The sequence below is a fragment of the Roseiarcus fermentans genome (genome assembly GCF_003315135.1).
Lineage (GTDB): Bacteria > Pseudomonadota > Alphaproteobacteria > Rhizobiales > Beijerinckiaceae > Roseiarcus > Roseiarcus fermentans.
Genome location: NZ_QNRK01000004.1, coordinates 73,357 through 99,927, shown reverse-complemented (window position 1 = coordinate 99,927; position 26,571 = coordinate 73,357). Strand labels below are relative to the sequence as shown.

24 protein-coding genes are annotated in these 26,571 nt (G+C 69.2%); 12 read left to right on the top strand and 12 right to left on the bottom strand.

The annotated features are described in order from the left end of the window. Positions 1-545 precede the first annotated feature (545 nt). The 8 genes from serS to DFR50_RS04660 all read right to left on the bottom strand — a co-directional run bounded on the left by serS (position 546) and on the right by DFR50_RS04660 (position 7,083). Positions 546-1,895, bottom strand: coding sequence for a serine--tRNA ligase (serS, locus tag DFR50_RS04695; protein WP_113888048.1), 1,350 nt, complete (start codon positions 1,893-1,895; stop codon positions 546-548). Positions 1,896-1,898: 3 nt separating this feature from the next. After that, positions 1,899-2,777, bottom strand: a complete 879-nt coding sequence (locus tag DFR50_RS04690) for an EamA family transporter (RefSeq protein WP_113888047.1) — start codon at positions 2,775-2,777, stop codon at positions 1,899-1,901. 325 nt (positions 2,778-3,102) lie between these two features. After that, positions 3,103-3,624: a chromate transporter gene (locus tag DFR50_RS04685; protein ID WP_113888046.1), complete on the bottom strand. Its 522-nt coding sequence runs from the start codon at positions 3,622-3,624 to the stop codon at positions 3,103-3,105. A gap of 1 nt (position 3,625) precedes the next feature. Continuing rightward, positions 3,626-4,219, bottom strand: a complete 594-nt coding sequence (locus DFR50_RS04680) for a chromate transporter (RefSeq protein ID WP_113888045.1) — start codon at positions 4,217-4,219, stop codon at positions 3,626-3,628. Then, entirely contained in the window at positions 4,212-5,192 is a 981-nt protein-coding gene (locus tag DFR50_RS04675) for a hypothetical protein (protein WP_210208808.1), read from the bottom strand. Before DFR50_RS04675 ends, DFR50_RS04680 begins: the two co-directional genes overlap by 8 nt. A gap of 330 nt (positions 5,193-5,522) precedes the next feature. Beyond that, positions 5,523-6,317: a twin-arginine translocase subunit TatC gene (gene tatC / locus DFR50_RS04670; RefSeq protein ID WP_113888044.1), complete on the bottom strand. Its 795-nt coding sequence runs from the start codon at positions 6,315-6,317 to the stop codon at positions 5,523-5,525. Beyond that, positions 6,314-6,772 carry a Sec-independent protein translocase protein TatB gene (gene tatB, locus DFR50_RS04665; protein WP_113888043.1) on the bottom strand — a complete coding sequence of 153 codons (459 nt, stop codon included), beginning with the start codon at positions 6,770-6,772 and terminating at the stop codon, positions 6,314-6,316. The genes tatC and tatB overlap by 4 nt, the downstream gene beginning before the upstream one ends. 77 nt (positions 6,773-6,849) lie before the next feature. Then, the gene (locus DFR50_RS04660; protein ID WP_113888042.1) at positions 6,850-7,083 is read right to left on the bottom strand and encodes a twin-arginine translocase TatA/TatE family subunit; all 234 of its coding nucleotides are present in this window, start codon (positions 7,081-7,083) and stop codon (positions 6,850-6,852) included. Positions 7,084-7,610: 527 nt separating this feature from the next. Here DFR50_RS04660 and DFR50_RS04655 point away from each other — a divergent pair. Beyond that, on the top strand, positions 7,611-8,108 hold the full coding sequence (locus DFR50_RS04655) for a RidA family protein (RefSeq protein ID WP_113888041.1): 498 nt from the start codon (positions 7,611-7,613) through the stop codon (positions 8,106-8,108). A 5-nt stretch (positions 8,109-8,113) separates the two neighbouring features. Then, positions 8,114-8,890 carry a glycerophosphodiester phosphodiesterase family protein gene (locus DFR50_RS04650; RefSeq protein ID WP_113888165.1) on the top strand — a complete coding sequence of 259 codons (777 nt, stop codon included), beginning with the start codon at positions 8,114-8,116 and terminating at the stop codon, positions 8,888-8,890. A 91-nt stretch (positions 8,891-8,981) separates the two neighbouring features. Here DFR50_RS04650 and DFR50_RS31210 read toward each other — a convergent pair whose 3' ends face one another. From DFR50_RS31210 to DFR50_RS04635, 3 genes are all read right to left on the bottom strand, one after another. Then, entirely contained in the window at positions 8,982-9,515 is a 534-nt protein-coding gene (locus DFR50_RS31210) for a hypothetical protein (RefSeq protein ID WP_147262653.1), read from the bottom strand. A gap of 274 nt (positions 9,516-9,789) precedes the next feature. Further along, positions 9,790-10,809 (bottom strand): alpha/beta hydrolase, encoded by a 1,020-nt coding sequence (locus DFR50_RS04640; RefSeq protein WP_113888039.1) that lies wholly within the window; start codon positions 10,807-10,809, stop codon positions 9,790-9,792. Beyond that, on the bottom strand, positions 10,794-11,687 hold the full coding sequence (locus DFR50_RS04635) for an MBL fold metallo-hydrolase (RefSeq protein ID WP_113888038.1): 894 nt from the start codon (positions 11,685-11,687) through the stop codon (positions 10,794-10,796). Before DFR50_RS04635 ends, DFR50_RS04640 begins: the two co-directional genes overlap by 16 nt. Before the next feature lie 234 nt (positions 11,688-11,921). On the opposite strand from DFR50_RS04635, the gene DFR50_RS04630 reads away from it, so the two are divergent. Next, on the top strand, positions 11,922-12,917 hold the full coding sequence (locus DFR50_RS04630) for a LysR family transcriptional regulator (protein ID WP_113888164.1): 996 nt from the start codon (positions 11,922-11,924) through the stop codon (positions 12,915-12,917). A gap of 168 nt (positions 12,918-13,085) precedes the next feature. On the opposite strand, the gene recJ is transcribed toward DFR50_RS04630, so the two are convergent. Next, complete coding sequence (recJ, locus tag DFR50_RS04625) at positions 13,086-14,921, bottom strand: single-stranded-DNA-specific exonuclease RecJ (protein WP_113888037.1); 1,836 nt, start codon at positions 14,919-14,921, stop codon at positions 13,086-13,088. A gap of 432 nt (positions 14,922-15,353) precedes the next feature. On the opposite strand from recJ, the gene DFR50_RS04620 reads away from it, so the two are divergent. From DFR50_RS04620 to DFR50_RS04580, 9 genes are all read left to right on the top strand, one after another. Next, positions 15,354-15,932, top strand: coding sequence for a peroxidase-related enzyme (locus DFR50_RS04620; RefSeq protein WP_113888036.1), 579 nt, complete (start codon positions 15,354-15,356; stop codon positions 15,930-15,932). A 68-nt stretch (positions 15,933-16,000) separates the two neighbouring features. Next, on the top strand, positions 16,001-17,338 hold the full coding sequence (locus tag DFR50_RS04615; RefSeq protein ID WP_113888035.1) for a sugar ABC transporter substrate-binding protein: 1,338 nt from the start codon (positions 16,001-16,003) through the stop codon (positions 17,336-17,338). Continuing rightward, a complete protein-coding gene (locus DFR50_RS04610; protein ID WP_170153052.1) occupies positions 17,335-18,945 on the top strand; it encodes a sugar ABC transporter ATP-binding protein in 1,611 nt (536 codons plus the stop codon). The genes DFR50_RS04615 and DFR50_RS04610 overlap by 4 nt, the downstream gene beginning before the upstream one ends. After that, positions 18,942-19,916: an ABC transporter permease gene (locus DFR50_RS04605; protein ID WP_113888033.1), complete on the top strand. Its 975-nt coding sequence runs from the start codon at positions 18,942-18,944 to the stop codon at positions 19,914-19,916. Before DFR50_RS04610 ends, DFR50_RS04605 begins: the two co-directional genes overlap by 4 nt. 397 nt (positions 19,917-20,313) lie before the next feature. After that, on the top strand, positions 20,314-21,363 hold the full coding sequence (locus tag DFR50_RS04600) for an extracellular solute-binding protein (protein ID WP_210208807.1): 1,050 nt from the start codon (positions 20,314-20,316) through the stop codon (positions 21,361-21,363). Beyond that, a complete protein-coding gene (locus DFR50_RS04595; RefSeq protein WP_113888031.1) occupies positions 21,363-22,961 on the top strand; it encodes an ABC transporter permease in 1,599 nt (532 codons plus the stop codon). The genes DFR50_RS04600 and DFR50_RS04595 overlap by 1 nt, the downstream gene beginning before the upstream one ends. A 2-nt stretch (positions 22,962-22,963) precedes the next feature. Next, positions 22,964-24,106, top strand: a complete 1,143-nt coding sequence (locus DFR50_RS04590) for an ABC transporter ATP-binding protein (protein ID WP_113888030.1) — start codon at positions 22,964-22,966, stop codon at positions 24,104-24,106. Continuing rightward, positions 24,103-25,251 carry an NHL repeat-containing protein gene (locus tag DFR50_RS04585; protein ID WP_113888029.1) on the top strand — a complete coding sequence of 383 codons (1,149 nt, stop codon included), beginning with the start codon at positions 24,103-24,105 and terminating at the stop codon, positions 25,249-25,251. The genes DFR50_RS04590 and DFR50_RS04585 overlap by 4 nt, the downstream gene beginning before the upstream one ends. Further along, on the top strand, positions 25,248-26,546 hold the full coding sequence (locus DFR50_RS04580) for a Dyp-type peroxidase (protein WP_113888028.1): 1,299 nt from the start codon (positions 25,248-25,250) through the stop codon (positions 26,544-26,546). The genes DFR50_RS04585 and DFR50_RS04580 overlap by 4 nt, the downstream gene beginning before the upstream one ends. Positions 26,547-26,571 lie beyond the last annotated feature (25 nt).

The following is a 26,571-nucleotide window of genomic DNA, read 5'->3' as shown; positions in this document are numbered from 1 at the left end:
CGTCGCCGGAGGGTCGCCTGTGGGCAGATCGGCCGCCCCATGACGGCCTTGCGCCCCATCAAGCCGAGGGCTTGGGAGGTCCGGTCAGCGGCGCGATGGCAATGCCAGTCGGGATCTTGCCGTCGGAAATCGCAAGCGCTTCGCTGGCGACGGGCGACGCGGCGTGGGCCGTCGCAACGCCGGGAAGGGCCGCCGATGTCGTCGACACGCAGCAGGCCTGCGGGCACTGATCTCGGGTGTCGCGATGGGGCGCAGGGCGGCGCGCCAATTCCGTCGCGGCGGGCTTGCAGCCAGTTGTCAGCTCAGGTCCGATCGCGACACGGAGCATTCGAGCCGGATGCTCCGCGCAGGGCGACGCCGTCGCCGTCCCGATCGGCGCGACGCCAAAGGCCGCGACCAACAGAAAGACCAGCAACGACTTGAGGACCGATCGCATCCCTGACCTTCAACCGCTTGCCTTGTCGCGGTTTCTCAAAGCGAAGCGACGGTATCGGCTGATCGCAGCCCGATCAAGGCGGGCCTCGAGGCCATAGAGTCGCAGGGGATCACGCCGCCTCGATCCGCTCCCGCCCGCCCATGTACGGCCGCAGCACGTCCGGCACCGCGATCGAGCCGTCCGGCTGCTGGTAATTCTCCATCACCGCGATCAGTGCGCGCCCGACCGCGACGCCGGAGCCGTTCAGGGTGTGGACGAATCGCGTCGCCTTGGCGTCGGCCGCCTTGCAGCGGGCGTTCATGCGCCGGGCCTGGAAGTCGCCGCACACCGAGCAGGAGGAAATTTCGCGGAACCGCCCCTGCCCCGGCAGCCAGACCTCGAGGTCGTAGGTCTTGCGCGAGGCGAAGCCCATGTCGCCGGCGCACAGCGCCATGGTGCGGAAATGCAGGCCGAGCCGCTTCAACACTTCCTCGGCGCAGGCGGTCATGCGCTCGTGCTCGTCGCGCGCCTGCTCCGGCGTCGTGATCGAGACGAGCTCGACCTTGCGGAACTGATGCTGGCGAATCATGCCGCGGGTGTCCTTGCCGGCGGCGCCCGCCTCCGCCCGAAAACACAAGGTACCGGCGGTGAAGCGCAAAGGCAGCGTCTTCTCCTCGACGATGCTTTCGCGCACGAGGTTGGTCATCGGCACTTCGGCGGTGGGGATCAGACCGAACCGGTTCGCCTTGATCGCCGCGAGCGGGTCGGCGGCGCCGGCGGCGACGTCGAGCAGGCTGTCGCCGGCGAGGGTCCAGAACTGATCCTCCTCGAATTTCGGCAGTTGCGCCGTGCCGTACATGGCGGCGTCGCGCACCAGCACCGGCGGCTCGATCTCGGTATAGCCGTGCTCGGCCGTGTGCAGGTCGAGCATGAACTGTTCCAGCGCCCGCGACAGGCGGGCGAGCCCGCCCTTCAGCACCACGAAGCGCGCCCCGGACAGCTTCGCCGCCGCGTCGAAATCCATCAGGCCGAGCGCCTCGCCGAGCTCGAAATGCTCCCGGGGCTCAAACCCTTCCGGAAACTGCGGCGGGCTCCCGTGACGACGGACTTCAACGTTGTCGGTCTCGTCCTTGCCGTCGGGAACGTCGTCGAACGGCAGGTTCGGGATTCCGGCCAGGCGCGTCTCGAGCGCGGCCGCCGCCTCCCGCTCGGCCGCCTCGAGCGCCGCCATCGCGGCCTTGAGGCCGGCGACCTCCGCCTTGAGCGCGTCGGCGGCGGCGCCGTCCTTACGCCCCATCGCCGCGCCGATCTCCTTCGAGGCGGCGTTGCGGCGTTCCTGGGACCGCTGCAATTCGGCGATGGCCGCGCGCCGGCTTTCGTCGAGGGCGATCAGCTCGCCGGCGGCGGGCGCCAGGCCGCGGCGGGCCAGCGCCGCGTCGAAGGCTTGCGGATTGTCGCGGATGGCTTTGATGTCGTGCATGATTCACCTGGACCCTGACAGGACGCGCAGCCAGCGTGCGCCGAACACGTTGAGCGCGAGGCCCGCCATTACCAGAACCGCGCCGAAAAGCTCAACCGGCCGCAGCGGCTCGCCGAACACGAGCGCGCCGGCGGCCATGCCGACCACCGGCACCAGCAGCGCGAAGGGCGCGACGGTCGCGGCGGAATAATGGGCGAGCAGCCGCGCCCACAGGCCGAAGCCGAACAAGGTCCCCGCATAGGCGATCACCGCCACGCTGGCCGCCAGCCGCCAGGTCGGATGAAGAAGGTTCGCCAGCGGCGCCGTCCCGTCGAAGGCGAGCGAGAGCGCCACGAGCGGCAGCGGCGCGGCGAGGCTCGACCAGACGGTGAAGGCGAGCGCGTCGATCTTCCCCGCCGTCTTGGCGACGACGTTGCCCGCGCCCCAGAACAGGGCCGCCAGCGCGACCAGCAGGAACGGCCAGAAGCTCGCGCCGGCGAGCCGCTCCGAGGCGATCACCGCCATGCCGGCGAAAGCGACGCCTGCGCCGATCGCCTGGGCCCGGCTCGGCCGCTCGCCGAGCGCGATCCAGGCGATGAAAATGGTGAAATACACCTGCGCCTGGACGAGCAGCGAGGCGAGCCCGACCGGAAAACCCCGGTCGATCGCGATGAACAGCATGCCGAACTGACCGACGCCGATCAGAAGCCCGTAGAGCGCGACCGTCCAGACCGGCGCCTTCGGCGGCTTGATGAAAAACACCGCCGGGACGGCGGCGAAGGCGAACCGCAGCGCCGACAGCGTCAGGGGCGAGGTCTCGCCGACGCCGACCTTGATGGCGATGAAGGTCAGGCCCCAGACGACCGCGACGCTGATCGCGGCGAGCGTGTCGCGCGGAGTCATGCCGGCGCGCCGTGAACAGCGGCGATGCGGGGCGGCGTTACCGAGACGTTCGACAATTCGACGATCCAACCAGCCGGAGCACGACGCCCCGCATGGCCGACCAGCCTCGAAGCCCGCTCAGACCTCGCGGATGTCCGCTCCAACGTCAACGCCCTCCGCGCGGACGACTTCCGAGACCTCCCGACGATGCGCAAGGAGGTCTCCTCGGATCGTCGGCCTGCGCCGCCGTCGCCGACGACCGCCCGACCGCGATCGGCGACGGCGCGTGATGGCGAGACGCCCGTTTGCAGACGGGTCGGGCTGACCCCGAGGCCTGTCGTTTCCTTCAGAGATAGGCGAGCAGTCCGACCGCTGCGCCGCCGAGCACGAGCAGCGCCGGGTTGACCTTGTAACGCAGCAGGATCAAGAGCACGCCGACCGCGATCGCCGCCGTGTCGAGGCCGAAGATCGCGCCCTTGGCGATCGAGAAGCAGCCGGCGAGCAGGAGGCCGATCGACACCGGCGCGAGGCCCTTCTGGATCGAGGCGCGCCACGGCCAGGCCTCGAGCCGGTTCCAGGCGCGACCGACGCCGAAGGTCAGGAGGCCGGTCGGACCGAAGAAGGCGAGGACCACGAGGATCGCCCCGACGATCCCGCCGGCCCAGTCGCCGATCGGGACGATCATCATCATGTTCGGCCCGGGCGAAAGCTGCCCGACGCTGTAGAGATGCACGAGTTGCGAGAAGGTCAGCCACTGATGGACTTCGACGGACTCCGCCTTGAGTTCGGGAAACGCCGCCATGCCGCCGCCGACGGTGAGCAGCGACAGATAGGCGAACACCCGGACGAGAGCGCCCCACTGGTGCATTTCAGGTCCCCCTCCTCGGACGATGCCACAGGATCGCCGCCGCTCCGACCCCGATCAGCGCGACGGGCACCGACACGTGGAAATGCTCGACCGCCACCACGGTGACGGCGACGAACACGAAATCGAAACGGCCGTCGAGCGACTTCTCGCTCAGCTGGACGACGGTCGCCAGGACGAGCCCGACCGACGCCGCGGCCACGCCCTTCAACGCCGCCGTGGTCCAGGCGTAAGCGCCATGCTCGCGGTAGAGCACGCCGACGACGAACATGATGATCGCCCCCGGAAGGCACATGCCGATCACGCCGGCGAGCGCGCCGCGCGGGCCTGCGAGCCGGTCGCCGACCAGGATCGCCATGTTGGTCGCGTTCAGCCCGGGAAGGCTCTGGCTGATCGACAAGAGCTCGACGAACGTCTTGTCGTCGAGCCACCTGCGGCGCGTCACCAGATGCTCGCGCAGGTAGGGCACCGGCCCGCCGAAGCTCGTCGAGCCGATGACGAGGAACGCGACGAAGATCCGCAGGACCGACGCCGTCGCCGCGACCGGCGGCGCGGCCGCCCCGGCCTCGGCCGCGCTTTCGACGCCCGGATTACTCATGGCTTTGCGGCGCGGCGCCGTTCAGCCGGTACACCATCGCGGTCTTGGTGACGCCGAGCGCGAGCCAGTCTTCGACGGCGTGCTGAAGCGCGATGTAGAAGCGCTCCATGCGCTCGCGCTGTCTTGCCGCGACCCCCGTCTCCGCGGCGAATTTCGCCTGGAAAGCGAACTCCCCGACCAGCGAGCGGTGCTCGCCGCGCGTCCGCCACAGCGACACATCGCAATTGGCGGTCATGCCCTTGCCGAAATCGAGTTCGCCGATCGGCAACAGCACCTCTTCGACGATGCCGCCGTTGACGATCGAGACGTGATCGGCCTTGGTCTTGATGTCCGTCAGGGCCGGAAAGATTTCCGCCAGCGTCGCGATCGACGTCTTTTCTTTCGCCTTCGTCTGGCTCAAGCCGAACTGGCAATTGTGCGAATAGAGGACGCGGTAGCCGCCGGCCCTGTCCTTCAGCGGCAGCAGCTCCGCCTTGAACTTGATCCGGTACTTGCCCTCGATCTTCGGCCGCATATCGAGCGCCTGCGCCCGATCGAGATCGGGGTGGCGAAATTTGAACACCACCTCCGGATCGCCGACCGCAAACCCTTCATGATAGGCGATCCGCCGGCGCAGGATGAAGGCCGAAGCATAGAGCGCAAAGTCAGGCGTGTCGGCGAAGACGATCTCGCGGATCTTCGGCGGGAGGTCGAATTCCGGGTCGGGCGTGAACGCGATCTTCGTCGCCTCGGCGGTCTTGCGCACGATCCTGCCGAATTCGCGCAAGGCCTTGGCGGACGTGAAGCGCTCGGGCTTCAGAATCAGCTTGGCCTCAAGATAGCTGAGGCCATCGAGCGGCGAGCCGTCGGCGTAGGCGGCCGGCGCCGGCGCCGCGACGACGCTCGCATCCGACTTTTCGGGCGTGACCTCGGAGGTCGCCGTGTTCCTGTTCGCTGTCCGCGCATCGGGCGCCGCGCCCTCCCCGTCGCTCATGCTTTCGAAGTCCCCCCGAGCCCGTTCGCGTCCGGCGCCTGTCATCGAATCGTCAGATACGAGCGTTCACGGGGAACAGCAAGCCGGATCAGCGGCCTTCGAGCAGCCATTGGGGCCGGTCGCGCGCCTCGTGGCCGGCGCGCGCTATCGGGCGAAGCCGCCGGCGTCGCGGCGACAGGGCGCAGAACGACAAGTTGGCTTTCCGGCCCGGACAAGTCCATGCCGGTTTCTGATCCGCCCAACGGACATCGAGCGTGAGAGGCGGCGTCTCGCCGCCCGGGCGCCCGAGACGGGCGCCCTCCAATCCAGGGGGGCTCCGGGCAAGCCTGCTTAGTCAGGCGGCGCGGCCTTGGCCTTGGCCTCCTCCTGCGCCCGGCGCTTCTCCATCCAGCGGACCGCGACCACGGCGCCCTCGTAGAGCGCCAGCATCGGCAGGGCGAGGGTGGTCATGCTGATCAGGTCGGGAGGCGTCAGGATCGCGGCGACGCCCACGACCGCGACGATGGCGTAGCGGCGCATCCTCACCAGCCACGCCGAATCGATGATCCCCACCTGCCCGAGCAGCGTCAGCACCACCGGAAGCTGGAACGCCACGCCGAACGCCAGGATCAACGTCATGATCAGCGACAGGTATTCGCTGACCTTGGGCAGAAGCTCGATCGTCGCCTCGCCCGGCGTGTTGACCTGCTGCAGCGACACCGAGAAGCGGATCAACAGCGGCATCACCGCGAAATAGACCAGCGCCGCCCCGAACACGAAAAAGATCGGCGTCGCGATCAGGTAGGGCAGGAACGCCTGGCGCTCGTGTTTGTACAAGCCAGGCGCGATGAACCGGTAGATCTGCGTGGCGATGACCGGGAACGCGATCACCAGCGCCCCGAACATGCTGAGGCGGACATTGGTGTAGAACTGTTCGAGGAAGTGCGTGGCGATCAGGGTCGCCTTGTCGGCCCCGACCACGCGCACATACGGCTCGGTCAGGATGTTGTAGATCGAGCGCGAAAAGTAGAAGCACACCAGGAAGGCGGCCATGAAGGCCCAGATCGAGCGGATCAGCCGGCCGCGCAGCTCGATGATGTGGTCCATCAACGGCGCCTTGGTGGCTTCGATGTCCTCCTGGCTCATTCCGCGGCGCTCGACTTGACGGGTTGTTCGCCGCCCTGGGACGCCGCCTCGCCCGGCTTCGCCTCCGGCGCGGGGGTCAGCGCCACTTCGGACGCGCCGATCTCGGCGCCCTCGGGAGCCGGGGCCGGCAGATGGGCGAGCGGCTCGGCCGCTTTCGTCACCTCGTCGCGAATCATGACCGCCGGATCGAAAGCGCCGACCGCCGTGGCCTTGTTCAGCTCGGCGATGCTGGCGGTCGCCTTCTGGTTGAGTTCGGCCAGCTCCTTGCGCACGCTGTCGAACTCGGCCTCGCGCATGGCGTCCATGAACTGGCCCTGGAACTCGGACGCCATTCTACGCATCCGGCCCATCGCCTGCCCCACTGTGCGCATCACGCGCGGCAAATCCTTGGGGGGGATCACCGCGAGCGCGACGATCGCCACCACCAGCATCTTGCCTATGTCGAAGTCGAACATCGAGGCTCCGGCGGAACGCGCGAAAGGGACGCGCGGCGGCCGCGCCTCCCCGTCACGTCAGCGTCAAGGCTGCGCTGTCAGCTGACCTTGTGGACGTCCTTGGCCTCGACGGCGGTCCGGCTCTCGATCGGGCGCGGAGCTTCCGGCGCGGCCTCGGCCGGCTTCGGCTCGTCCTCGCTCAGACCCTTCTTGAAGGATTTCACGCCCTTGGCGACGTCGCCCATGATGTCGGAGATCTTGCCCTTGCCTCCGAACAGCAGGAGCGCAACCGCAAGGAACAACATCCAGTGCCAAATGCTGAAGCTACCCATGGCCGCCTTCCCGGTGCGCCGGCGCCGCCCGGCTGGTCACGGCCGGCGACGCAATCTTCGTTCGGTCCTTACCTAAGCGGGAGACATGGCAAAAACAAGCATGGGCTGGCGGTCCATCGGCGTCGGCGACGCGTCTCGACCGCCGGCGGATCCGCGGGCGGGCCGCGGCGGCGGAAACTCAGCGGACCGGCGCGCCGAGGGCGTAGGCCTTCAGGACCACGGCCGAGCAGGCCATGCCGACGAGGCCGAGGGCGATCGCGACGAAAGTCATGATGATGAACTCCCGAATGGTTAGTGATCACAGTCAACGCAAAGGCGGCGCCAAGGTTCCGGAGGCATGCGCGGCGAGACTCTCGACCATCCTCGGGCTCGCGCCCCCCGCCGCCGCGTGTGAACAATCGAAAGCGCGACGCGCGCTTGCAAAACGCATTTTCATTTTGCAAGCCGATTGCGCCGCCGCCGCCGGGTGGGCATAGGCTTGCGCCCGGGCGGCCCTCGCAGGCGCCGCAAGAGCCGGAGAGTTTCGCATGAGCCAGACCGCCAGACGCCTCGCCGAACTCGGGATCGTTCTGCCGAAGCCGGCCGCGCCGGTCGCCAATTACGTCCCCGCCGTCGGCACGCCCGGGAGCGTGGCGGCGGGCGTCTTGCCGCAGCTCTGGATCTCGGGTCAGTTGCCGCTCGGCCCCGACGGCAAGCTCGCCGACCGGCACAAGGGCAAGCTCGGGCCGGACTCGGCCGTGGAGGCGGCGCGCGAGGCGGCCAGGCTCTGCGCCATCAACCTCCTGGCCCAGGCCCAGGCCGTGCTCGGCGACCTCGACAAGATCGTCCAGACCGTGCGCCTCGGCGGCTATTTCAATGTCGCGGGCGCCTTCGATCCCCTGCCCCAGGCGATGAACGGCGCCTCCGACCTCATGGTCGAGGTACTGGGCGAGCGCGGCAAGCACGCCCGCACCACGGTCGGCGTCGCCCATCTGCCGCTGAACGCGCTCGCCGAGGTCGAAGCCGTGTTCCTGGTCTCCCTTTGAGGGCGCTGAACGCCCCCGACTGGCTGGTCGCGCGGCCGATCGCCCATCGCGGGCTGCATGACGCCGCGCGCGGCGTGATCGAGAACACCCTCGCCGCCGCCGAAGCCGCGGCCGCGGCGACTTTCGCCATCGAGTGCGACGTCCAGCTCAGCCGCGACGAAACCGTGTTCGTGTTCCACGACGACACGCTCGACCGGCTGACCGACGCGACCGGGGCGCTGACCGACAAGAGCGCGGCGGAGATTCGCAGCGCGCGGATCGTGGGGGCGGCGGACGGTCGCGCCATCCCGACGCTGGCCGAATTCCTCGCCCTCGTCGCCGGCCGGGTTGCAATCGTGTGCGAGCTGAAGAGCCGGTTCGACGGCGACTGGCGGCTCGGCGACCGGGTCGCCGACCTCGCCGCGACCTACGACGGCGCGCTGGCGCTCAAGAGCTTCGATCCGGACCTCGTCGCGTATCTGCGCCTCAAGCATCCGCGCCTCGGGCCGCCGGGGCGCCCCTGCCCGATCGGCGTCGTCGCCGAAGCCTGTTACGACGACCCGTCCTGGGCGTTCCTGACGCCTGAGCAGAAGCGCGCCTGCGAGACCTTCGATCACCGCGCGCGCAGCGAGCCCGACTTCCTGTCGTGGAACGTCGACGACCTGCCGCACAAGACCCCGTTCTTCGAAAAGCAGTTGTTCGGCCTGCCGGTGATGACCTGGACGGTGCGGACGGACGCGCAGCGCGCGGCGGCGCGCAAATGGGCCGACCAGATCGTGTTCGAGGGCGTCGGCGGCCGGTGATTTCCGTTCTCCCCGCCGCTCCGCCGGGCCGCCTCGCGGCTCCGCGGAACCGGAGGTCCGGACATCGAACCCGTCGTTCCTCGGGGACCGGTTACCGGATCGCGGGACCGCCGGCCGGCATCCCTCCGAAAGCGCCGCCGACCACCTGGAAGGGCGCTGCGAGCACCGCTCCGGCCGCATGGAACGGCGCGGCGAACGCCTCGCCGATCGGACCGCCGGCGCTGTAACCCGGCGCGTAACCGGGGCTGGCCGATCCGTAGCCGTAGGCGTAGCCCGGCTGGCCGTAACCGGGTGGCGGGGTGAAGAGCGCCGTCGCTCCGCCGAGCACGCCGCCCACCACGCCGCCGACGGCGGCGCCGGCGCCGTTGAAGACGCCCTGCACCCCCTGGCCGGTTCCGCTGACGACGTTGCCCACCGCCGCGCCCGGGCCCCAACCGTAGTAGGCCGTCGACGCCGGCGGTGGCGCAGGATGAACAACAATTTGACGACCCTCGTCATGACGGACGTGGCGGTGATGGCGAGGATACGCATAGGACTCTTGCGCTGAAGCCGGAGCGGCGATGGCCAGCGCCAGCGCCGCCATGCCGACCGTTGCTGCGGAGAGACGAAGGGTGCTGACGGGCATGAGACAATCTCCATGGTCAAAACAACGGCCGCGCGAGACCGCCAATGCGCTTCGCCGCCGGCCGGCTTGATCCGCTTCCTGTCGGATCGCTGAAATTTTATACTGAATCAGGGCGTTATCAAGGCCGCCGGCGCGCTTGATCGTCGTCGCGCGGCGATCGGTCCCGTTCGTCGCCCCCGCGCTCGGCGGCTCTGCCCGCAAGACGGACCGCGCCGGCGCGTCGCGGCCGGATCGCGTCTCGATCTCGTCGACCTCTGGTCCCGCCCGCCCGGCGTTACTCCGGGTGAAAATCCTCGCGAAAGAAGGTTTCGATCGCCTTGAAAACCTGCAGTCGGTTTCGTTCCAGAAGCATCATATGGGTCGCTTCTCCGATCTCCACCCAGCGGCGGTAAGCGGCGCCTGTCAATTGCAGGAAGTAATTCTGCGCGCTCATGAGCGGAACGTCGCGATCCCATTCGCCATGCAGCAAGAGAACGGGCGCGCTGATCGCCGAGGGATCATAGAAGGGCCGCCCGACACTCCAGTAGGAGCGGATGTCCTGGATCGGTCCATTCGTCGCGCGGAGCATTCCCGGCGCCTTTTCAGAACTCCACGGATCCTCCGCGAGGGTCGCCGTCACCCAGGCGTCGAACCAACCCGCCGGAATGAGCGTGTCCTGTCGCGCTTCCGGCGCTCCGGCCAGCCATCGAGACATCGCCTCGCGCACGCCGACGAGCCGGTAGGAATCGAGCTTTCCGCCGATATCGAGCCGGGAGGGTTGGTCGGATAGCCATTGCGGCGCAAGCAGGGCGAGCTTCTCGACACGACCGGGATGAGCCGCCGCGAACGCGCCCGCAACCGTTCCGCCCCACGACATCGCGAACAGATTGACACGATCGAGCCCGCGATGGCGAGAGACAAACGCAACGGCGGCGGCGAAGTCGCCGACCCCGCGCGCGGTGTCGACCAATGGCGGGTTCAGCGACGCGTCGACTTCCATTTCCGGCGGACGGGTCGAACGCCCGTAGCCTCGCACGTCTACGGCGAACACGTCGAAGCCGGCCGCCGCCAGGTAGTCCATGAAGCTGAAGCCGCCAAACGCGACGTCATACAGGCTGCCGGACGAATAGGTCGCGCCATGGACCATGACGATGGTCCTGTCGGGTCGATAGTCGACGAGGTCGGCAGGGCGTTTGTTTCGGATGGAGAGCTCGATCCCCGCGGTGTCGCTGGATATCCGGTGGTCTTCGAACACAAGGCTTGGAATCGCGCCATGGGCCGGACTCGGGCCCCCGCGGCTCACTCGGGAATCCATAGATATCCCCCATCGTTTCGCGTGATGCGGCCGACCGAGCGGCCGGCGAAGTGAGTTCCAAAGTAAAGCGCGTCGTTTTGGGCGACGTGGTCCAGGATCTTCCTGCGGGACTCCGTCGCCTGATCGAGGAACTCGCAGAAGACGGAATTGATGTCAGGCCTGACGACTTGAATCGGGCTATGCATGACGTCGCCGGCGAAGATGGCGCGGTCTCCATTCGACGAGAACTCGATCGACATGTGGCCGATGCTGTGGCCAGGCGTCGGCACAAAGGTAAAGTAATCGAGCACGGGGCCGCCGTCGGGGCCGATGGAGTCGACCAGCCCGGCTTCAATGACGGGGAGGACGCTGTCTTCATAGGTTCCGAGGCTCGGAATGTTGGCTTCGTTGTGACTGGCGGGGCTGGAATAATAGTCGCGCTCGACCGACGGGATCAGGTAGCGCGCGTTCGGAAACGTCGGGATCCATTTGTCTTTTTCGCGGACGGTATTCCAGCCGACGTGATCCACGTGCAGGTGGGTATTGAAGACATAGTCGACATCCTCGGGACGAACGCCCGCGTCGGCCAATCGCTGCAGATACGGAAGATTTAATTGATGAAAGAGCGGGTTCTGAGGATGATCTTTATGATTTCCGCTCGACGTGTCGACCAAAATGATATGCTTTGGTGTTCGCACAAGCCAGGTGTGGACGGAGATGTTGACGTCCGCGCGCGTGGCTCCAAGATCATGAGGCGCGAGCGCCGGCTCGATGGCGGCAAAATCTTGCGGAGACAGTTTTGGATAGAGGTATCCTGGTGGGATTCCGGGAATGACTTGTTCCTCGATCTTCGTAACCGTCAGATCGCCGATTTTATAGACCTTGTTCGAGTCTGGCATAGAAGCGCTCCTGAGCGGATGGTCTTGTGCTGCGCCGCGCTCGGCGGTTCGGGTCGAGCTGTGACGCGGACAACTGGAAACCTACGCGCGCTCCAATCAATAATCCAATCGATGCATGGAATAGGCCGCATTGAAGACGTCGATGTATGGCGCCTCGCACAACGTCGGGAAATTCGGCTCGGCCTTCGCGCGTCGCCTTGACGCGCCCCGCGGCCGTATCCAATGATGCGTCTGATGGATGACATCCGCTCAATCGATCATTTTAATCTTTGGTCGTTCGACCTGAACTTGTTGGTCGCCTTCGACGCGCTGATGCGCGACCGCAACGTGACCAAGGCCGCGGCGCGGCTGCGGCTGCAGCAGCCCGCCATGAGTCACAATTTGGCGACCCTCCGGGTCCTGTTCCAAGACGAACTTTTCATTCGCGTCGGACGGGATATGGCGCCGACGGCGCGCGCTCACGCCTTGGCCGCGTCCGTTCGACACGTCCTTGCGCAGGCTCAGGGGATCTTGACGTCAGCGGAATCCTTCGACCCGCTCCATGACGAGCGGACCTTTCGCGTCGGCTTTTGCAGCGAAGTCGAGGTGTTGCTGATGCCGCTGTTGAGCGCTCGCCTTCGCAGGACCGCGCCGGCCATCAAGGTGTTGGCCAGCCCGGCGCTTCCCGACAAGGTCTTTCGGCTGTTGGACGACGGCGATATCGATCTCGCTGTCGGCGGTTACGAAGATGGCGGCGAGCGCCATCGCCGAGAAATCTTGTTCGAGCGATTCCTGCTGTGTTGCTTCAACCCCGAGCTGATCGACGCGCAGTCGCCGATCGACAGAAAGACCTATCTCGAACTGCCGCACGCGCTCGTGTCGCATGGCGAAGGGATCGAAGGCTGTCTCGACCGAGCCTTGCGGCGCCTGGGCGTGGAGTTGAACGTGGCGACGGCCGCCCCGGAGTTTCTCACCGTGCTCACGACCGTGCGCAAGGGCCCACTCCTCGCCACTTTGCCGTCGCGGATCATCGACGAGTATGCTCCCCTGTTCGGGTTGGCCGCCAGCCCCGTACCCCTCGATCTCGAGATCCGTCCCATTTCCATGGTGTGGCCGGCGCAAACGGACCGCGAGCCGGCGGCCGCCTGGTTGCGCGACGAAGTGCGCGGGATCCTCGGGGTGACATCGGCGAAACAGAAGGGACAGTCGTCGGCGGGATTCGAACGGCCGTCACGAATCCGACCTCAATAGGGCGTCCAGGGGTGCAGGGCCGCGCGTTGGGCGCGCCGATTCCGGTCGATCGCGCAGATTGCGCACCGGCCCGCGTGCAATTCCTTGCTCCGACCAGCGCCGGAAGCGATCGGCAAGCGCGCCCGCAACACGTGAGGGATCGCGAGGGAATGGCCGAAGACGCGTGCGCTACCGCTCCGCCTCCGCCACGTCGACGACGCGAAACTGCGCCCGCTCGCGGCCGCCCCAGCGGTTGATCGACAGCGTGCCGGCGAGGTGGACGGAGGCGCCGCGCAGCCGCTTCAGCGCTTCGCCGAGCGTCTTGCCGACCGAGCGGAAGGCGATGGCGTCCAGTGTCGAGCCGTCCATGGCGACGGCGCGGGCGCGCAGGTGGTCGCCGCCGATCGGCATGACGTCGGCGAGACGGTGGCGCGGCAGGACGAACAGCGGCTCCGGGTTGCCGCTGCCGTAAGGCCCGGCGGCGTCGAGCCGGCGGACGAGGTCGGGGGTGGCCGCCGACGCCGTCAGCGCGGCGTCGACCGAGAGGCGGGCGGAGGCGCGCGCGGCCGAGACGGAGTGGGCGAGCCGCTCCTCGAGGAAGGCGCGCAATTCCCCGAGCCGCGCCCGCTCGACCGTCAGGCCCGCCGCCATCGCGTGGCCGCCGCCCTTGACGATGAGCCCGGCCTCGAGCGCGGCCCGGACCGTCCGGCCGAGGTCGACGCCGGGAATCGAACGCCCCGACCCGACCGCGTGGCCGCCGGCGAAGGTCAGCGCGAAGGCCGGGCGGTCGAACCGCTCCTTCAGCCGCGCCGCGATCAGGCCGACGACGCCCTGCGGCCAGGTCTCGCCCGCCACCACCACCGCCGCGCCCTTCTCCTCGAGCCCGAGCGCGGCCAGCGCCTCGGCCTCCGCTTCGGCGACCGCGTCGAGCTCGATCGCGCGCCGGGCGCGGTTCAGCCGGTCGAGTTCGGCGGCGATGTCGCGCGCCACGAGGTCGTCCGTGGTCGTCAGCAGCCGGGCGCCGAGACCGGCGTCGCCGATCCGCCCGCCGGCGTTGATGCGCGGCCCGATCAGGAAGCCGAGATGATAGGGCTTTGGCGCGCCGTCGGCGCCGGCGACGTCGAACAAGGCGGCGAGCCCCGGCCGGCCGCGCCGACGCATCACCTGAAGCCCCTTGACGACGAAGGCGCGGTTCAGTCCGGTCAGCGGCACGACGTCGGCGACGGTCGCGAGCGCCACGAGGTCGAGCGCCGCCATCAGATCCGGGGCCTTGCGGCCGTTCCAGAAACCCGCGTCGCGCAGGCTGCGGTTGAGGGCGACGAGCGCCAGAAAGGCGACGCCGGCGGCGCACAGATGGCCGAGGCCGGAGAGGTCGTCCTCGCGGTTGGGGTCGACGATCGCGAGCGCGTCGGGCAACGTCGCCGGCGCCTGGTGGTGGTCGAACGCGACGACGTCGAGGCCGAGCCCTCGCGCCGCGGCGAACGGCTCGTGGCTCACCGCGCCGCAGTCGACTGTGATCACGAGCCGCGCGCCTTGCGCGGCGAAGGCGGCCATCGCCTCGACGTTGGGGCCGTAACCCTCGGTCACCCGGTCGGGGATGTGGACGATCGTCTCGCAGCCGCAGGCCTCGAGGTACTCGCTGACCAGCGCCGCCGAGCAGGCGCCGTCGACGTCGTAATCGCCGAAGATCGCGACGCGCTCGCCGCGCTCGACGGCGCGGCGCAGCCGTTCGGTCGCCGCCTCCATGTCGGTGAGCACGAATGGGTCGGGCATCAGGTCGCGCAGCGTCGGGTCGAGGTAGCGCTCGACCGCCTCGGGCGCGACGTCGCGGCCCGCCAGCACCCGGGCGACCAGTTCGTCATGGCCGCCGACCTGATGGATCGCCAGCGCCCGCATCTCCCCTGCCCGGTCGAGCCGCGCCCGCCACGGCCGCCCGAGCGCGGACACGTCGACGCCGAGGAAACAATGTGAAGAGTCCAACGCCGCCGCTCTCGTCCCCGCCGATGATTCGAATCGACCGGGCATCGTAGAGCCGGCGGGCGAGAGGGAAAGCGCCGAGCGGCGCGTCGCCCGCGCCGCACACAGGAAACTTTCGGCGCCCGACGTCAGCGCCGGTGTCCGGCAAGCGGTTTCGCCCCCTTGCGCCGGCCTTCGAGATCGACCCTGCGCGAGCGAAGCCGCGGAAGCGCTCGGGAAACGCCAATTGCGGTCGTCCCGGGTCGATCGCCTGCGAAGGGTCGCCATGACCACAGGCGGTGGTTGACAACGCCAAAAGTCTAGTTAATCTATAGAAATAGACATCTACATCGACACAGCCTAGACCCCTCGAAGACTCGCGGCCGCGCGCGCTCCGAGGGTCGTCGCCGGGTCGCGCGCGCCCTCCGCCGTTCGCGTCGCCGGCCCGCAACCCCTGACCAACGGCGGCACGTCTCGAGACTCGACGAACGGAGCGTAATCATGTCGTCCACTGCAACCCTCGGCGCCGATTCCGACAGCATCTCTCGCCTCGGCGAACCGGACCGGGCCAGCCTGCCGGCCGATATCGGCGAGCTCTACCAGGCCAATCACGACGACAACTGGATCCGCGCGCTCGCTGTCAATCCCGACACGGCGCGCCGGTTCGGCGCCTATTTCGCCAGCCTGTTCTCGTCGGGCCGCGGCGCGCGTCTGTCGCTCGCCGAGCGCGAACTGATCGCGGTGATCGTCTCGGCGGAGAACGGCTGCGGGCTGTGCGAAATTCATCACACGATCGCGCTCGGGGAGCAGATCGACGACCACGCCCGCGCGCGGCGCATCGCGCTCGACCATCACCTCGCCCCCCTGTCGCCGCGCGAGGAGGCTCTGGCCGCCTTCGCCGTCAAGGTGACCCGGGCGCCAAAGACGGTCTCCGGCGACGATTTCCGATCGCTGCGGGCCGCCGGCCTCGACGACGCCGACATCCTCGAAGCGCTCGAAACCAGCTCGTGGTTCAATCACACCAACCGGATCTTCATCTCGCTCGGCGTCAAGCCGGACGACAAGTTCTTCGCCCGCTGATCGGCCGAGTAGGCCTCCTCCCGTCACCTGCAGACCGTCCCCCACCCGTCGGGGATCAGGAGAACGTCATGCCTCGTCTGGACCCCCGGAAGTTCCCGGATTTCACCGACCGCAAGGTCGTCGACCGCCACATGGGCGAACTCGACACCCACGGCATATCCCGTCGCGAATTCCTGTCGTTCGCCTCCGCCGCCGCCGTGGCCGGCGCCGCCGCCAGCGCCTACGGTCTCGGCGGCGTGGCGCTCGCGGCCGAGAGCGGCAAGCTCGCGCATCTGCAGATCACGCGCCGCCTGGAATATTCCGTCAACGCCGACGCCGGCGCCGCGGCGGCCGCCAAGGCGCTCGGCTTCGCCCACACCGCGTTCGACGGCGAGCTCGACCCGCTCAAGCAACTCAACCAGTTCGAGCAGCAGGCGGCCGCGGGAACGACCGCCGTACTGCTGCATGCGCCCGACGGCTCGTCGATCAAGCGCATCGCTCAGGAGGCCAACCGCGACAAGATCTGGCTGGCCAACACCTGGGGCACGCTGCCCTGGTTCACGCCGTTCGACGCCGGCGACTACTACACGCTCTACGCCGTCCCGGAGGAGTTCTCGGCGCACGGGGCGGTCACGACCGCGCTGGCGAAGGCGATCGTCGCCAAATTCGGCGGCGGAAAGGTCGTCGGGGTCACCGGGGTCGAAGGCAACTCGACCGACCTCATCCGCAGTCGCGGCCGCGACGCCGCGCTCGCGGCCTTCCCGACCGTCAAGCTCGTCGGCCAGTTGCCCGGCAAGTGGAACCGCGAGGACTCGCAAAAGGCGACCCAGGCGCTGCTGTCGCGCTATCCCGACATCGTCGGCGTGATCGGGCAGAACGACGATGTCGCCATCGGCGTGCTGGCGGCGTTGAACGAAGCCGGGATCAAGGCGGGCCAGGACGTCTTCGTCAGCGGCGCCGACGGCACCACGGCCGGGGTGTTCGCCATCCGCGACGGCAAGATCGTGGCGACCAGCGCCAACGTCCCCGCCTATATGGGCGCGCTGCTCACCGCCCGGCTCTACGACGTGGTCAACGGCTACAAGCCGAAGGACGCCGAACGGCTGCTCTACTGGCGTTCGGTGACGACGACGAAGGACAACGTCGACGCCTATATCAAGCGCTATGTCGACAACGGCGGCGTCGAGCCGTTCGACTACGCCCGCCTCTCCAGGGTCGCTCATGCGACCGACTGGGATCCGCAGGCCGAGGTGTTCCCCCTGAACATCGAGTCCGAATGGTCGGGCATCGCCAAGCCCGACGGCTGGACGGCGCCCGAGCGCTACGCCGCCATCTGGAAGAACGGCGAGGCGGAAGCGGTCAAGGCCGACTACGCCGCGCACTACAAGATCGACATCGCCGGACCGTCGCCGAACGCCCGGACATGAGCGGTCTGGAACGCTTGACGGGCGGCAGGCCTGACGAGGCGGCCCGTCCGGCGCCGGCGATCGAGTTCCGCTCCGTTTCGCACCGGTACGGTCGGATTCCCGTGCTGGCCGACGTGGCCTTCGCGGTCGCGGCCGGATCGGTCGCCGGCCTCATCGGCGAGAACGGCGCCGGCAAGACGACCTTGTTCAACATCCTCTCCGGACTGGCCCCTCTGCAATCGGGCGCGCTGCGCCTGCGCGGCGCCGCGTTCGCGCCGCGCTCCTATCGGGAAGCGGTCGAAGCGGGCGTCAGCCGCGTGTTCCAGGAGCAGGCGCTGATCCCCGCCCTTCCGGTCTACGAAAACCTGCTGATCGGCCAGGAGCATCGCTTCGAGCGCGCCGGCTTCCGCAACCGCCGCGCCATGATCGCCAGGGCCGAGGCGATCGCACACGAGGCGGAGATCGACGTCGACGTCCGGCGCCCCGCCGGCGACTACCCTTTTTCCGTACGCCAGGCGCTCGAGATCGCGCGCGCCTGCCTCGCCCCGAGCCTCGTGCTCGGCATCGAGAACCCGATCGTCCTGCTCGACGAGCCGACCTCGGCGCTCTCGGTCGACGAGGAGGCGGCGTTCTTCCGCCTTCTCGGCCGGCTCAAGGGGCGCGCCACGCTGGTCTTCGTCTCCCACCGCCTCAATGAGGTCCTGAAGATCGCCGACCGGGTTCACGTCCTCAAGGACGGCCGGCTGACCGCCTCCCGCCGCGCGGGCGAGGTCGACGAAAGCGAACTGCATCGCCTGATGGTCGGGCGCGAGCGGGGCGTGGCCTATTATCGCCAGCGGACCCGCGTCGGCGCCGACGGCGCGCCGGTCCTCGCCGTCCGCAAAGTGTCGCGCGCGGGCGCCTTTCGCGAGGTGTCGTTTTCCGTCGGCGCCGGAGAAATCGTCGGCGTCGGCGGACTGTTGCGCTCCGGCAAATCGCGGCTCGGCCGCGCGGTCGCGGGCGTCGAGGCGATCGACGGCGGCGCGGTCGAAATCGCCGGCGCGGCGCGGCGGTCCGCCGTCGCCTACGTGCCGTCCGAACGCACGCGCGAGGGCGTGATCGGCGCCTTCGACATCGCCCGAAACATCGGCCTCGGCAACGCCGGGCGGCTGACCGGACGCCTGGGCTTCTGGAGGGCGCGGCGGGAAACCGCCCTGGCCGAGGAGGCGATCCGGACGCTCGACATTCGCGCCAGCGGTCCGGCGCAGCGGGTCGCGACGCTGTCGGGGGGAAACCAGCAGAAGGTCGTGATCGCGCGCTGGGCGGTTCGCAAGCCGCGTCTGCTGGTGGTCGACAACCCGACCCGAGGCGTCGACGCCGGCGCGCGCGCGGAGATCTACGCCATCCTGCGCCGCCTGACCGACCAGGGCGCCGGCGTCTTGATGATCAGCGACGACCTGCCCGAACTGATCGGCCTGTCGGACCGCGTTCTGGTGATGCGCGAGGGCCGGCTGGTCGCCGAGCGCGCGGCGCCGGTCGAGCGGAAGCCGCAGGAGGAGGACCTCGTCGCGCTGATGATCGGCCTGCCCGCGGCCGACGCGCCGCACCGCGAGCCCCGGCTCCAACCCGCTGAAGGCATGGCGCCATGACCGCCGTCCCCGCGTTTCGCGACCTGTCCCCGCGCCTGCGCGCGCACGCCCGCGCCTGGCTTCCGGTGGCGGTCGTCGTCCTGCTCGCCGGCGCGTTCGGCGTCGGCTCGGACGCGTTCTTCACCCTGCGCAACGCGACCGCGATCGCCGCCCAGGCGAGCACCCTCCTGATCGCGTGTCTCGGCGCGACCTTCGTCATCGTCATGGGCAGCATCGACCTGTCGATCGGGGCCACGGTGCTGCTGACCGGCGCGGTGTCGGTGCTGGCGCTGAACGCCTTCGGCCTCGGCGTCGGCGCGGTCGCGGTCGGGCTCGGGCTCGGGGCGGCCCTCGGGCTGGTCAACGGGCTCGTGTTCGCCTTCGGCCGCATTCCCTCGTTCGTCGTCACGCTCGGCACGATGTCGGTGTTCAGCGGCGTGGCGTTGCGGCTCCTCGACGGGCGGGCGGTCAGCTATCGTTCGCCCGCCTTCGAGGCGCTGGCGATCGGGCAATGGATTCCCCGGCTGCCGAACATCGCGCTGATCGCGCTCGCGCTCTGGGCGGCGTTCGTCGTCGTGGCGAACCACACCCGCTTCGGCCGCATCGTCTTCGCCATCGGCGCCGGCGAGGACGTGGCGCGCATCGCCGGCCTGCCCGTGCGCCGCTACAAGGTCTACGCCTTCGTCGTCTCCGGGGCGCTCGCCGGCGTGGCGGGGGCGCTGGCGGCGGCGCGCCTCGGCGCGGCCGGCCCGACGCTCGGCGGCGACCTCCTGCTCAATTCGCTCGGCGCGATCGTCATCGGCGGAACGTCGCTTTCGGGCGGCGTCGGCGGCGTGCATCGCACGCTGCTCGGCGTGCTGATCATCGCCATTCTCGACGACGGCCTGAACCTGCTGGGAACCGATCCGTACACGCAGCTCGTCGTCAAGGGGATTGTGATCATCCTCGCCGTGCTCGCCGGCCGCGGTGAGGCGGTCGAAACGCCGAAATAGCGGCGGGGGTTGGCGCCGGCGTCAGTCGGGGAAGGCTGGGCGCGACCCGCCCCGGCCTTGGTCCCGAGCGCCGGGTTTGCCGCCTCGGATCATAACCCGACGCAGATTACGTTCTGTCGGTTGGAGACCCGTTGTCCCTCCTGTCGAGGACTGAAAGCGCTCGAGCGCCTGGAGTTCCGGCCATTTCGAAATTGATGATTTGGAACGTTTCTAAATTGAAACGATTGCAAAATACGTGCGCTAATCTTGTCGGCGTCTGGAGCCGGCGTTAGGGCTCGGTCAGTCAAACTCGCCGCCTCAGAACATCGCGACGACGGCAGGCCGCTCAAAACTGCGTCAAGCAGACATGAGCGCGATTCGCGCCGTCGCGCCAGAGCCCGTTGCAGGAGCTGCCGTCATGCCATTTGATCGAGTCCTTCCCCGGTTGCGCCGCGGCGAACGCCGACGCCCCGGGCTTATGGCGGGCGCCGCGCTCGCGCTCGTCCTCGGGACGCAAGCGCCGTCGGCGAGCGCCGTCACGCTGACGCTCTACTCGGCGCAGCACGAGCAGACGGTCGACCTTCTGACCAAGGCCTTCACCAAGGAAACCGGGATCGACGTCAAGGTCCGCAAGGGCGAGGCGCCGGAGCTTGCGAGCGAACTCGTCAAGGAGGGCGCATCGACGCCCGCCGACGTCTTCTTCACCGAGAATTCGCCGGAACTCGAACTCCTGTCGGAAAAGGGCCTGCTGGCGAAAGCGGCGCCGGCGACGCTCGCCAGCGTGCCCGCGGCGGACAGCGGCGCGAACGGGGATTGGGTCGGCGTGTTCGCGCGCGAGAACGTGCTCGCCTACAACAAGGGGATGGTCAAGGAGGAGGACCTGCCAGCGTCCCTCCTCGACCTCGCCAAGCCCGAATGGAAGGGCAAGGTGGCCATCGCTCCGACCGACGCGGATTTCCTGCCGCTCGTGGGCGCCGTGGTCGCGCTCAAGGGTCGTCCCGCCGCCCTCGAATGGCTGAAGGGCCTGCGCGAGAACGCCGCGGTGTTCGACGACGACGAGGGCGTCGTCGCCGCGGTCGAACGCGGCGCCTCGGCGACCGGGATCGTCAACAACTACTACTGGGCGCGGCTTCGCATGGAGACCGGCCCCGACCAGACCCGGAGCGCCATCCATCACTTCGCCGGCGGCGACGTCGGCGGCCTCGTCAACGTTTCCGGAGCCGCGGCGCTGAAGGCTTCGCGCAATCCCGCCGCGGCCCAGAAGTTTCTCGCCTTCCTCGTGAGCAAGCCGGCGCAGGAGCTGGTGTCGCGTCTCGACATCACCTTCGAATATCCGCTCAGCCCCGGCGTCGCCGCGAACCCGGCGCTCAAGCCCATGGCCGAGCTGTCGCCGCCGTCGATCACGCTCAAGCAGATCGGCGACGATCGCGAGGCGGCGCAACTGCTGCGCGAAGCCGGCCTCATCTGATGACCGTGAGCGCGACCGAGGCGTTCTCCGCGCGCGCCGGGCTTCGCGCCGGCCGCGCCCGGCCGCCGGTCGCGCTGGTCGCGGCCGCGGTCGCCGGCGCCGCGCTGGTCCTGCTGCCGATCCTCTACACGATCGTCGAAGCGAGCGGGGTCGACGTCGGCGACGCCGTCGCCCTCCTCATGCGTCCGCTGGTCGGGGCGCTCCTCTTCAACACCGTCTCGCTGGTGGCCGCGGCGTCGCTCACGACCGCGGTCATCGGCGTCGCGACCGCCTGGCTGATCGAGCGCACGGACCTTCCGGGACGACGAGTCTGGTCGGTGCTGATGGCGGCGCCGCTGGCCGTCCCGCCCTTCATCACCAGCTACGCCTGGGTGTCGATCAGCAATTCGCTCCAGGACTTCGCCGGGGCGCTGCTGGTCGTGACCTTCGCCTATTATCCGCTCGTCTATCTGCCGGTCGCCGCGAGCTTGCGCGGACTGGACCCGGCGCTCGAAGAGACGGCGCGCGCGCTCGGCGAAGGCGCATGGGGCTCGTTCGCGCGGGTCGTGGCGCCGCAGCTTCGACCGGCGCTGCTGGGCGGCGTGCTGCTTGTCGCGCTCGACGCGCTGACCGAGTTCGGCGCCTTCGCGCTGCTGCGATTCCGCACCTTCACCACCGAGCTCTACGCGCAGTACCGCATCGGACTCGACGGGCCGGAGACATCGCTGCTGGCGCTGGCGCTGGTCGGGCTTTGCCTCATGCTGCTCGTCGCCGAGCTTTGGATCCGCGGGCAGGCGCGCTACGCCCGCGTCGGCGCCGGGGCGAGGCGCGTCGGCGCGCCCCTGCGGCTCGGCCGCAATCGCGGGCCCGTCCTCATTCTGCTTTCGGCGCTGGTCGCAGCCACCCTCGGCGTTCCCGTGGGGACGGTGGCCTACTGGCTCCTTCACCATGCGCAGGCGGCGACCTCGCCCGTCGCCCCCTCCCTGCCGGCGCTCCTCGACGCGACGCTGAACTCGATCGGCTACGGCCTCGCCGGCGCGGCCGCCGCGCTGGTGATCGCGGCGCCGATCGGATACCTCGCCGTGCGCTATCCCGGGCGCTGGACCGCGCTGGTCGAGCGCGCCGCCTATCTGGCGCAGGGCGCGCCGGGCATCGTCGTCGCGCTCGCCCTGATCTCGCTGACGATCCAGCTCATGCCGCCGCTGTACCAGAGCCTGCCGCTGCTCGCGCTCGCCTATGCGATCCTGTTCCTGCCGCTCGCGCTGGTCAGCATCCGCGCCGCCCTGGCGCAGATCCCGCCGCGGTTCGAGGAGGTCGGGCGCTCGCTCGGCGGCGACGGCCTCTCGGTCGCGATCCGCGTCGTCCTGCCGATGGCCGCGAGCGGCGTCGGCGCGGGCGCGGCGATGGTGTTCATCTTCGTGTCGACGGAGTTGACGGCGACCCTGCTGCTCGCGCCGGCCGGCGCGCGGACGCTGGCGACCGAGGTCTGGGCGAACACCTCGTCGCTCGCCTTCGCCGCCGCCGCGCCGTTCGCCGCGCTGATCCTGTGCCTGTCGTTCGCCTTCACCTGGCTCTTCGCCAACCGCCTCGGCAAGGCGGCTTTCGACGGCTGGAGCTGACGATGGCGCGCCTCTCCGTCACGCAGCTGAGCAAGGCCTTCGGCGGCCGGCCGGTGCTCAGGGGCGTCGATCTCGACGTTCCCGCGGGCTCGCTCATCGCCGTTCTCGGCTCTTCCGGCAGCGGCAAGACGACGCTGCTCCGGCTTGTCTGCGGCTTTGAGCGCGCGGATTCCGGGGTGGTGACGATCGACGGGCAGGTCGTGACCGGCGCCGGCGTCCATGCGCCGCCCGAGAAGCGCCGGATCGGCTATGTCGCGCAGGAGGGTTCGCTCTTCCCCCACCTCACGGTGTTCGACAACGTGGCGTTCGGCCTGCCCCGGTCGGAGCGGCGCGACCGCGCCCGGATCGAGGCCTTGCTCACCAGCGTCGGCCTGCCGGCCGCTTACGCCGGCCGCGCTCCGCACCAACTCTCCGGCGGCGAGCAGCAGCGCGTGGCGCTGGCGCGCGCGCTCGCCCCGTCACCGAAACTGGTGCTGCTCGACGAGCCGTTCTCGTCGCTCGACGCGGCATTGCGGGTCGAGACGCGCCAGGCGGTGGCGAACGCCTTGGCCGCCTCCGGCGCGACCGCCCTGCTGGTCACCCATGACCAATCGGAAGCCCTCGCGATGGGATCCGAGGTCGCGGTGCTGCGCGACGGGCTGTTTGCTCAGATCGCCCGGCCGGAAACGCTCTATCGCCAGCCGGTCGACGTGGCGATGGCCCGGTTCGTCGGCGAAGCCGTGATCCTGCCCGGATGGGTCGAGGCGGGCGCGGCGACCTCGGCGCTCGGGCGCCTGCCGCTCGCGCAGGCTGCGCCGGACGGTCCCGCCGACGTGATGGTGCGGCCCGAACAGATTCGCCTCGCCGCGTCGCCGGGCGGGAAGCCGTCCTCGGCCCGTGTCGTCGCGGTCACCTATTACGGACATGACGCAAGCGTGCGTCTCGCCCTCAACGGGCGCCCCGAGACGGTCGTCGCCCGGGTCCCGGGCCATCGGACCCCGGCATTGGGCGACGAGGTTCGCCTCGCCGTCGAGGGCGCCGTGATGGCCTATCCGCGCGCCTTGTCCGACGCCGGGCAGGAACGCGCAGAGCCGCGTTCCGCTGCGCAATTACCCGAAGAGCCAACGAGCGCCGCGGCGCTCGGAAACGAGGAGAGCCTGTCATGACGATCCGACCCCCCCGGAGCAGCAAGCCTTTGCGGAGCGCAGCCTGCGCCGGCGCGCTGGCCGCGGCGCTCGTCCCCTGCGCTGCGGCGCTGGCGGCGCAGCCGGGCGCCTTTCTCGACGGCGTTCATCGCCAGACGACGCTGACGACGACCGTCCCCGACAACGGCGACCAGAACCCCTATGCGATCGTCGTCGCCCCGGTGTCGGCAGGCGTCGTCGCGAAGGACGACGTGCTCGTCACCAACTTCAACAACGACGGCAACCTGCAAGGGCTCGGCACGACGATCGTCGCCTTCAACCCGACGACCAAGAAGCTCACGACCTTCGCCTCGCTGCCGCGCAACCTCGCGGGTTGTCCGGGCGGCGTCGGGCTGACCACGGCGATGACCATGCTGAAATCGGGCTGGGTGATCGTCGGCAGCGCCCCGAGCGCGGACGGAACCACCGGGACCAAGGGTCCGGGCTGCCTGATCGTGCTCGACGCCAACGGCAAGGTCGCGAACGTCATCGCCAACGACGCGATCAACATGCCCTGGGGCAACATGGCGACGCTCGACGAGGGCGACAGCGCCACGATCTTCGTCAGCAACACCGGCTTCGGCGTCGGTTCCCCCGACGGCGACCCGCGCGTCGTGAACCAACAGACCATCGTGCGGCTCAAGCTCGCGATCAAGGATGGCCAGCCGCCGGCGATCGTGAGCCAGACCGTGGTCGGCAGCGGCTTCGGCGCGCAGCCCAGCAAGGACGCCTTCATCGTCGGGCCGACCGGACTGGCGCTCGGTTCCGACGGGACGCTCTACGTCTCCGACGCCACAGGCAACCGCATCAACGCGATCTGGGACGCCGTGACCCGCGATCACACCGCCGGCGTCGGCAGGACGGTGACCAAGGACGGGCTGTTGCAAACGCCGCTGGCGCTGGCGACGGCGCCGAACGGCCACCTTCTGGCGACCAACGCCAAGAACGGTCAGGTCGTCGAGATCGATCCTGCCAGCGGCGAGCAGATCAAGGCCCGCTGGATCGACCCCAACAAGGCGCAGAAGCCGCCGGGCTCGGGCGATCTGTTCGGCATTGCGATGACCCCGGCCGGCGACGGTTTCTATTTCGTGGAGGACGAGAACAACACGCTCGTACTCGCCAAATGAGCTGTCCTTTTTCCGGATCGCGGACCGGGCCGACGCGCCGCGGGCTCCTGGTCGGCGCAGGCGGCGCGCTGGCCAGCGTCGGGGCGGGCGCGCTCGCGCGTGCGGCGACGCCGGCCGCGCAGGCGCCGGCCGCGCTCAGCGAGCCGTTTTTCGGGCGCCATCAGGGCGGGATCGCCACGCGCCAGCAGACGCACAGCTATTTCGCCGCGTTCGACTGCCTCGCCAAGACCCGCGACGACCTCACCGGCATGCTGCAGCTCTGGACCACCGCGGCGGCGCGCCTGTGCGCCGGCGACACGGCGCGCGACCTCGGGCAGGACCCGTCGGTCGAGGGGCCGGACGGCGGCTCGGCGCTCGGCCTGTCGCCGTCCCGGCTGACCATCACGTTCGGCTTCGGGCCAGGGCTCTTCGTGAAGGACGGCGTCGATCGATACGGGCTTGCGGCGAGGAGGCCGCCGGCGTTGATCGACCTGCCGAAATTCAACGGCGATCAGCTCGAGGCTCAGCTGACCGGCGGAGACCTGTCGGTTCAGGCCTGCTCCGACGATCCGATGGCGGCGTTTCACGCCGTCCGGGAGCTGGCGCGATTGTCCTACGGCTTCGCCCAGTTCCGCTGGGCGCAGCAAGGGTTTCTGCCTGACGCGCCGGCCGCCGAGACGGCGCGCAACCTGATGGGATTCAAGGACGGAACCAACAATCCGCGCGGGTCCGCCACAAGCCCGACGCCTGACAGTCCTCGCAACTTCGAGGAGGTCGTCTGGGTGGACGAGGAAGGGCCGGACTGGATGCGGGGCGGCAGTTACGTGGTGGCGCGCCGCATTCGCATCTCGCTCGAGCATTGGGATCGCACCGAGGTCGACTTCCAGGAGCAGGTGGTCGGCCGCCACAAATATTCCGGCGCTCCGATCGGCAAGGCGAACGAGCGCGACAGCCTCGGTCTCGACCGGCTCGACGGCGACGGCAATCCGCTGATCGCCGACAACGCCCATGTCCGGCTCGGGGCCGCGGCGACCAATGCGGGCGCGCAGATCTTCCGCAGGCCCTATTCCTACAACGACGGCATCCGGTTCACCGCGGAGCGATGGCCGCCCTGGCGGCAGGGCATGATGTATGACGCCGGCCTGTTCTTTCTCTGCTACCAGCGCGACCCGAGGGAGGGGTTCGTCAAAATCTACGAGAATATGGCCAAGCTGGACGCTCTCAACCAATTCACCACCCACACCGGCAGCGGCCTGTTCGCCTGCCCGGGCGGGATCGGCGAAGGCGAGTTCGTCGGTCAGAAGGCGTTCATGTGACGATCGCCGTGGGGCGCGCGGTCGC

Excerpts from the sequence above, each read along its gene's own strand:
- serS (WP_113888048.1), bottom strand. The coding sequence starts at position 1,895 with ATGCACGACATCAAAGCCATCCGCGACAATCCGCAAGCCTTCGACGCG.
- DFR50_RS04690 (WP_113888047.1), bottom strand. The coding sequence starts at position 2,777 with ATGACTCCGCGCGACACGCTCGCCGCGATCAGCGTCGCGGTCGTCTGG.
- DFR50_RS04685 (WP_113888046.1), bottom strand. The coding sequence starts at position 3,624 with ATGCACCAGTGGGGCGCTCTCGTCCGGGTGTTCGCCTATCTGTCGCTG.
- DFR50_RS04680 (WP_113888045.1), bottom strand. The coding sequence starts at position 4,219 with ATGAGTAATCCGGGCGTCGAAAGCGCGGCCGAGGCCGGGGCGGCCGCG.
- DFR50_RS04675 (WP_210208808.1), bottom strand. The coding sequence starts at position 5,192 with ATGAGCGACGGGGAGGGCGCGGCGCCCGATGCGCGGACAGCGAACAGG.
- tatC (WP_113888044.1), bottom strand. The coding sequence starts at position 6,317 with ATGAGCCAGGAGGACATCGAAGCCACCAAGGCGCCGTTGATGGACCAC.
- tatB (WP_113888043.1), bottom strand. The coding sequence starts at position 6,772 with ATGTTCGACTTCGACATAGGCAAGATGCTGGTGGTGGCGATCGTCGCG.
- DFR50_RS04660 (WP_113888042.1), bottom strand. The coding sequence starts at position 7,083 with ATGGGTAGCTTCAGCATTTGGCACTGGATGTTGTTCCTTGCGGTTGCG.
- DFR50_RS04655 (WP_113888041.1), top strand. The coding sequence starts at position 7,611 with ATGAGCCAGACCGCCAGACGCCTCGCCGAACTCGGGATCGTTCTGCCG.
- DFR50_RS31210 (WP_147262653.1), bottom strand. The coding sequence starts at position 9,515 with ATGCCCGTCAGCACCCTTCGTCTCTCCGCAGCAACGGTCGGCATGGCG.
- DFR50_RS04640 (WP_113888039.1), bottom strand. The coding sequence starts at position 10,809 with ATGGATTCCCGAGTGAGCCGCGGGGGCCCGAGTCCGGCCCATGGCGCG.
- DFR50_RS04635 (WP_113888038.1), bottom strand. The coding sequence starts at position 11,687 with ATGCCAGACTCGAACAAGGTCTATAAAATCGGCGATCTGACGGTTACG.
- DFR50_RS04630 (WP_113888164.1), top strand. The coding sequence starts at position 11,922 with ATGGATGACATCCGCTCAATCGATCATTTTAATCTTTGGTCGTTCGAC.
- recJ (WP_113888037.1), bottom strand. The coding sequence starts at position 14,921 with ATGCCCGGTCGATTCGAATCATCGGCGGGGACGAGAGCGGCGGCGTTG.
- DFR50_RS04620 (WP_113888036.1), top strand. The coding sequence starts at position 15,354 with ATGTCGTCCACTGCAACCCTCGGCGCCGATTCCGACAGCATCTCTCGC.
- DFR50_RS04615 (WP_113888035.1), top strand. The coding sequence starts at position 16,001 with ATGCCTCGTCTGGACCCCCGGAAGTTCCCGGATTTCACCGACCGCAAG.
- DFR50_RS04610 (WP_170153052.1), top strand. The coding sequence starts at position 17,335 with ATGAGCGGTCTGGAACGCTTGACGGGCGGCAGGCCTGACGAGGCGGCC.
- DFR50_RS04605 (WP_113888033.1), top strand. The coding sequence starts at position 18,942 with ATGACCGCCGTCCCCGCGTTTCGCGACCTGTCCCCGCGCCTGCGCGCG.
- DFR50_RS04600 (WP_210208807.1), top strand. The coding sequence starts at position 20,314 with ATGCCATTTGATCGAGTCCTTCCCCGGTTGCGCCGCGGCGAACGCCGA.
- DFR50_RS04595 (WP_113888031.1), top strand. The coding sequence starts at position 21,363 with ATGACCGTGAGCGCGACCGAGGCGTTCTCCGCGCGCGCCGGGCTTCGC.
- DFR50_RS04590 (WP_113888030.1), top strand. The coding sequence starts at position 22,964 with ATGGCGCGCCTCTCCGTCACGCAGCTGAGCAAGGCCTTCGGCGGCCGG.
- DFR50_RS04585 (WP_113888029.1), top strand. The coding sequence starts at position 24,103 with ATGACGATCCGACCCCCCCGGAGCAGCAAGCCTTTGCGGAGCGCAGCC.
- DFR50_RS04580 (WP_113888028.1), top strand. The coding sequence starts at position 25,248 with ATGAGCTGTCCTTTTTCCGGATCGCGGACCGGGCCGACGCGCCGCGGG.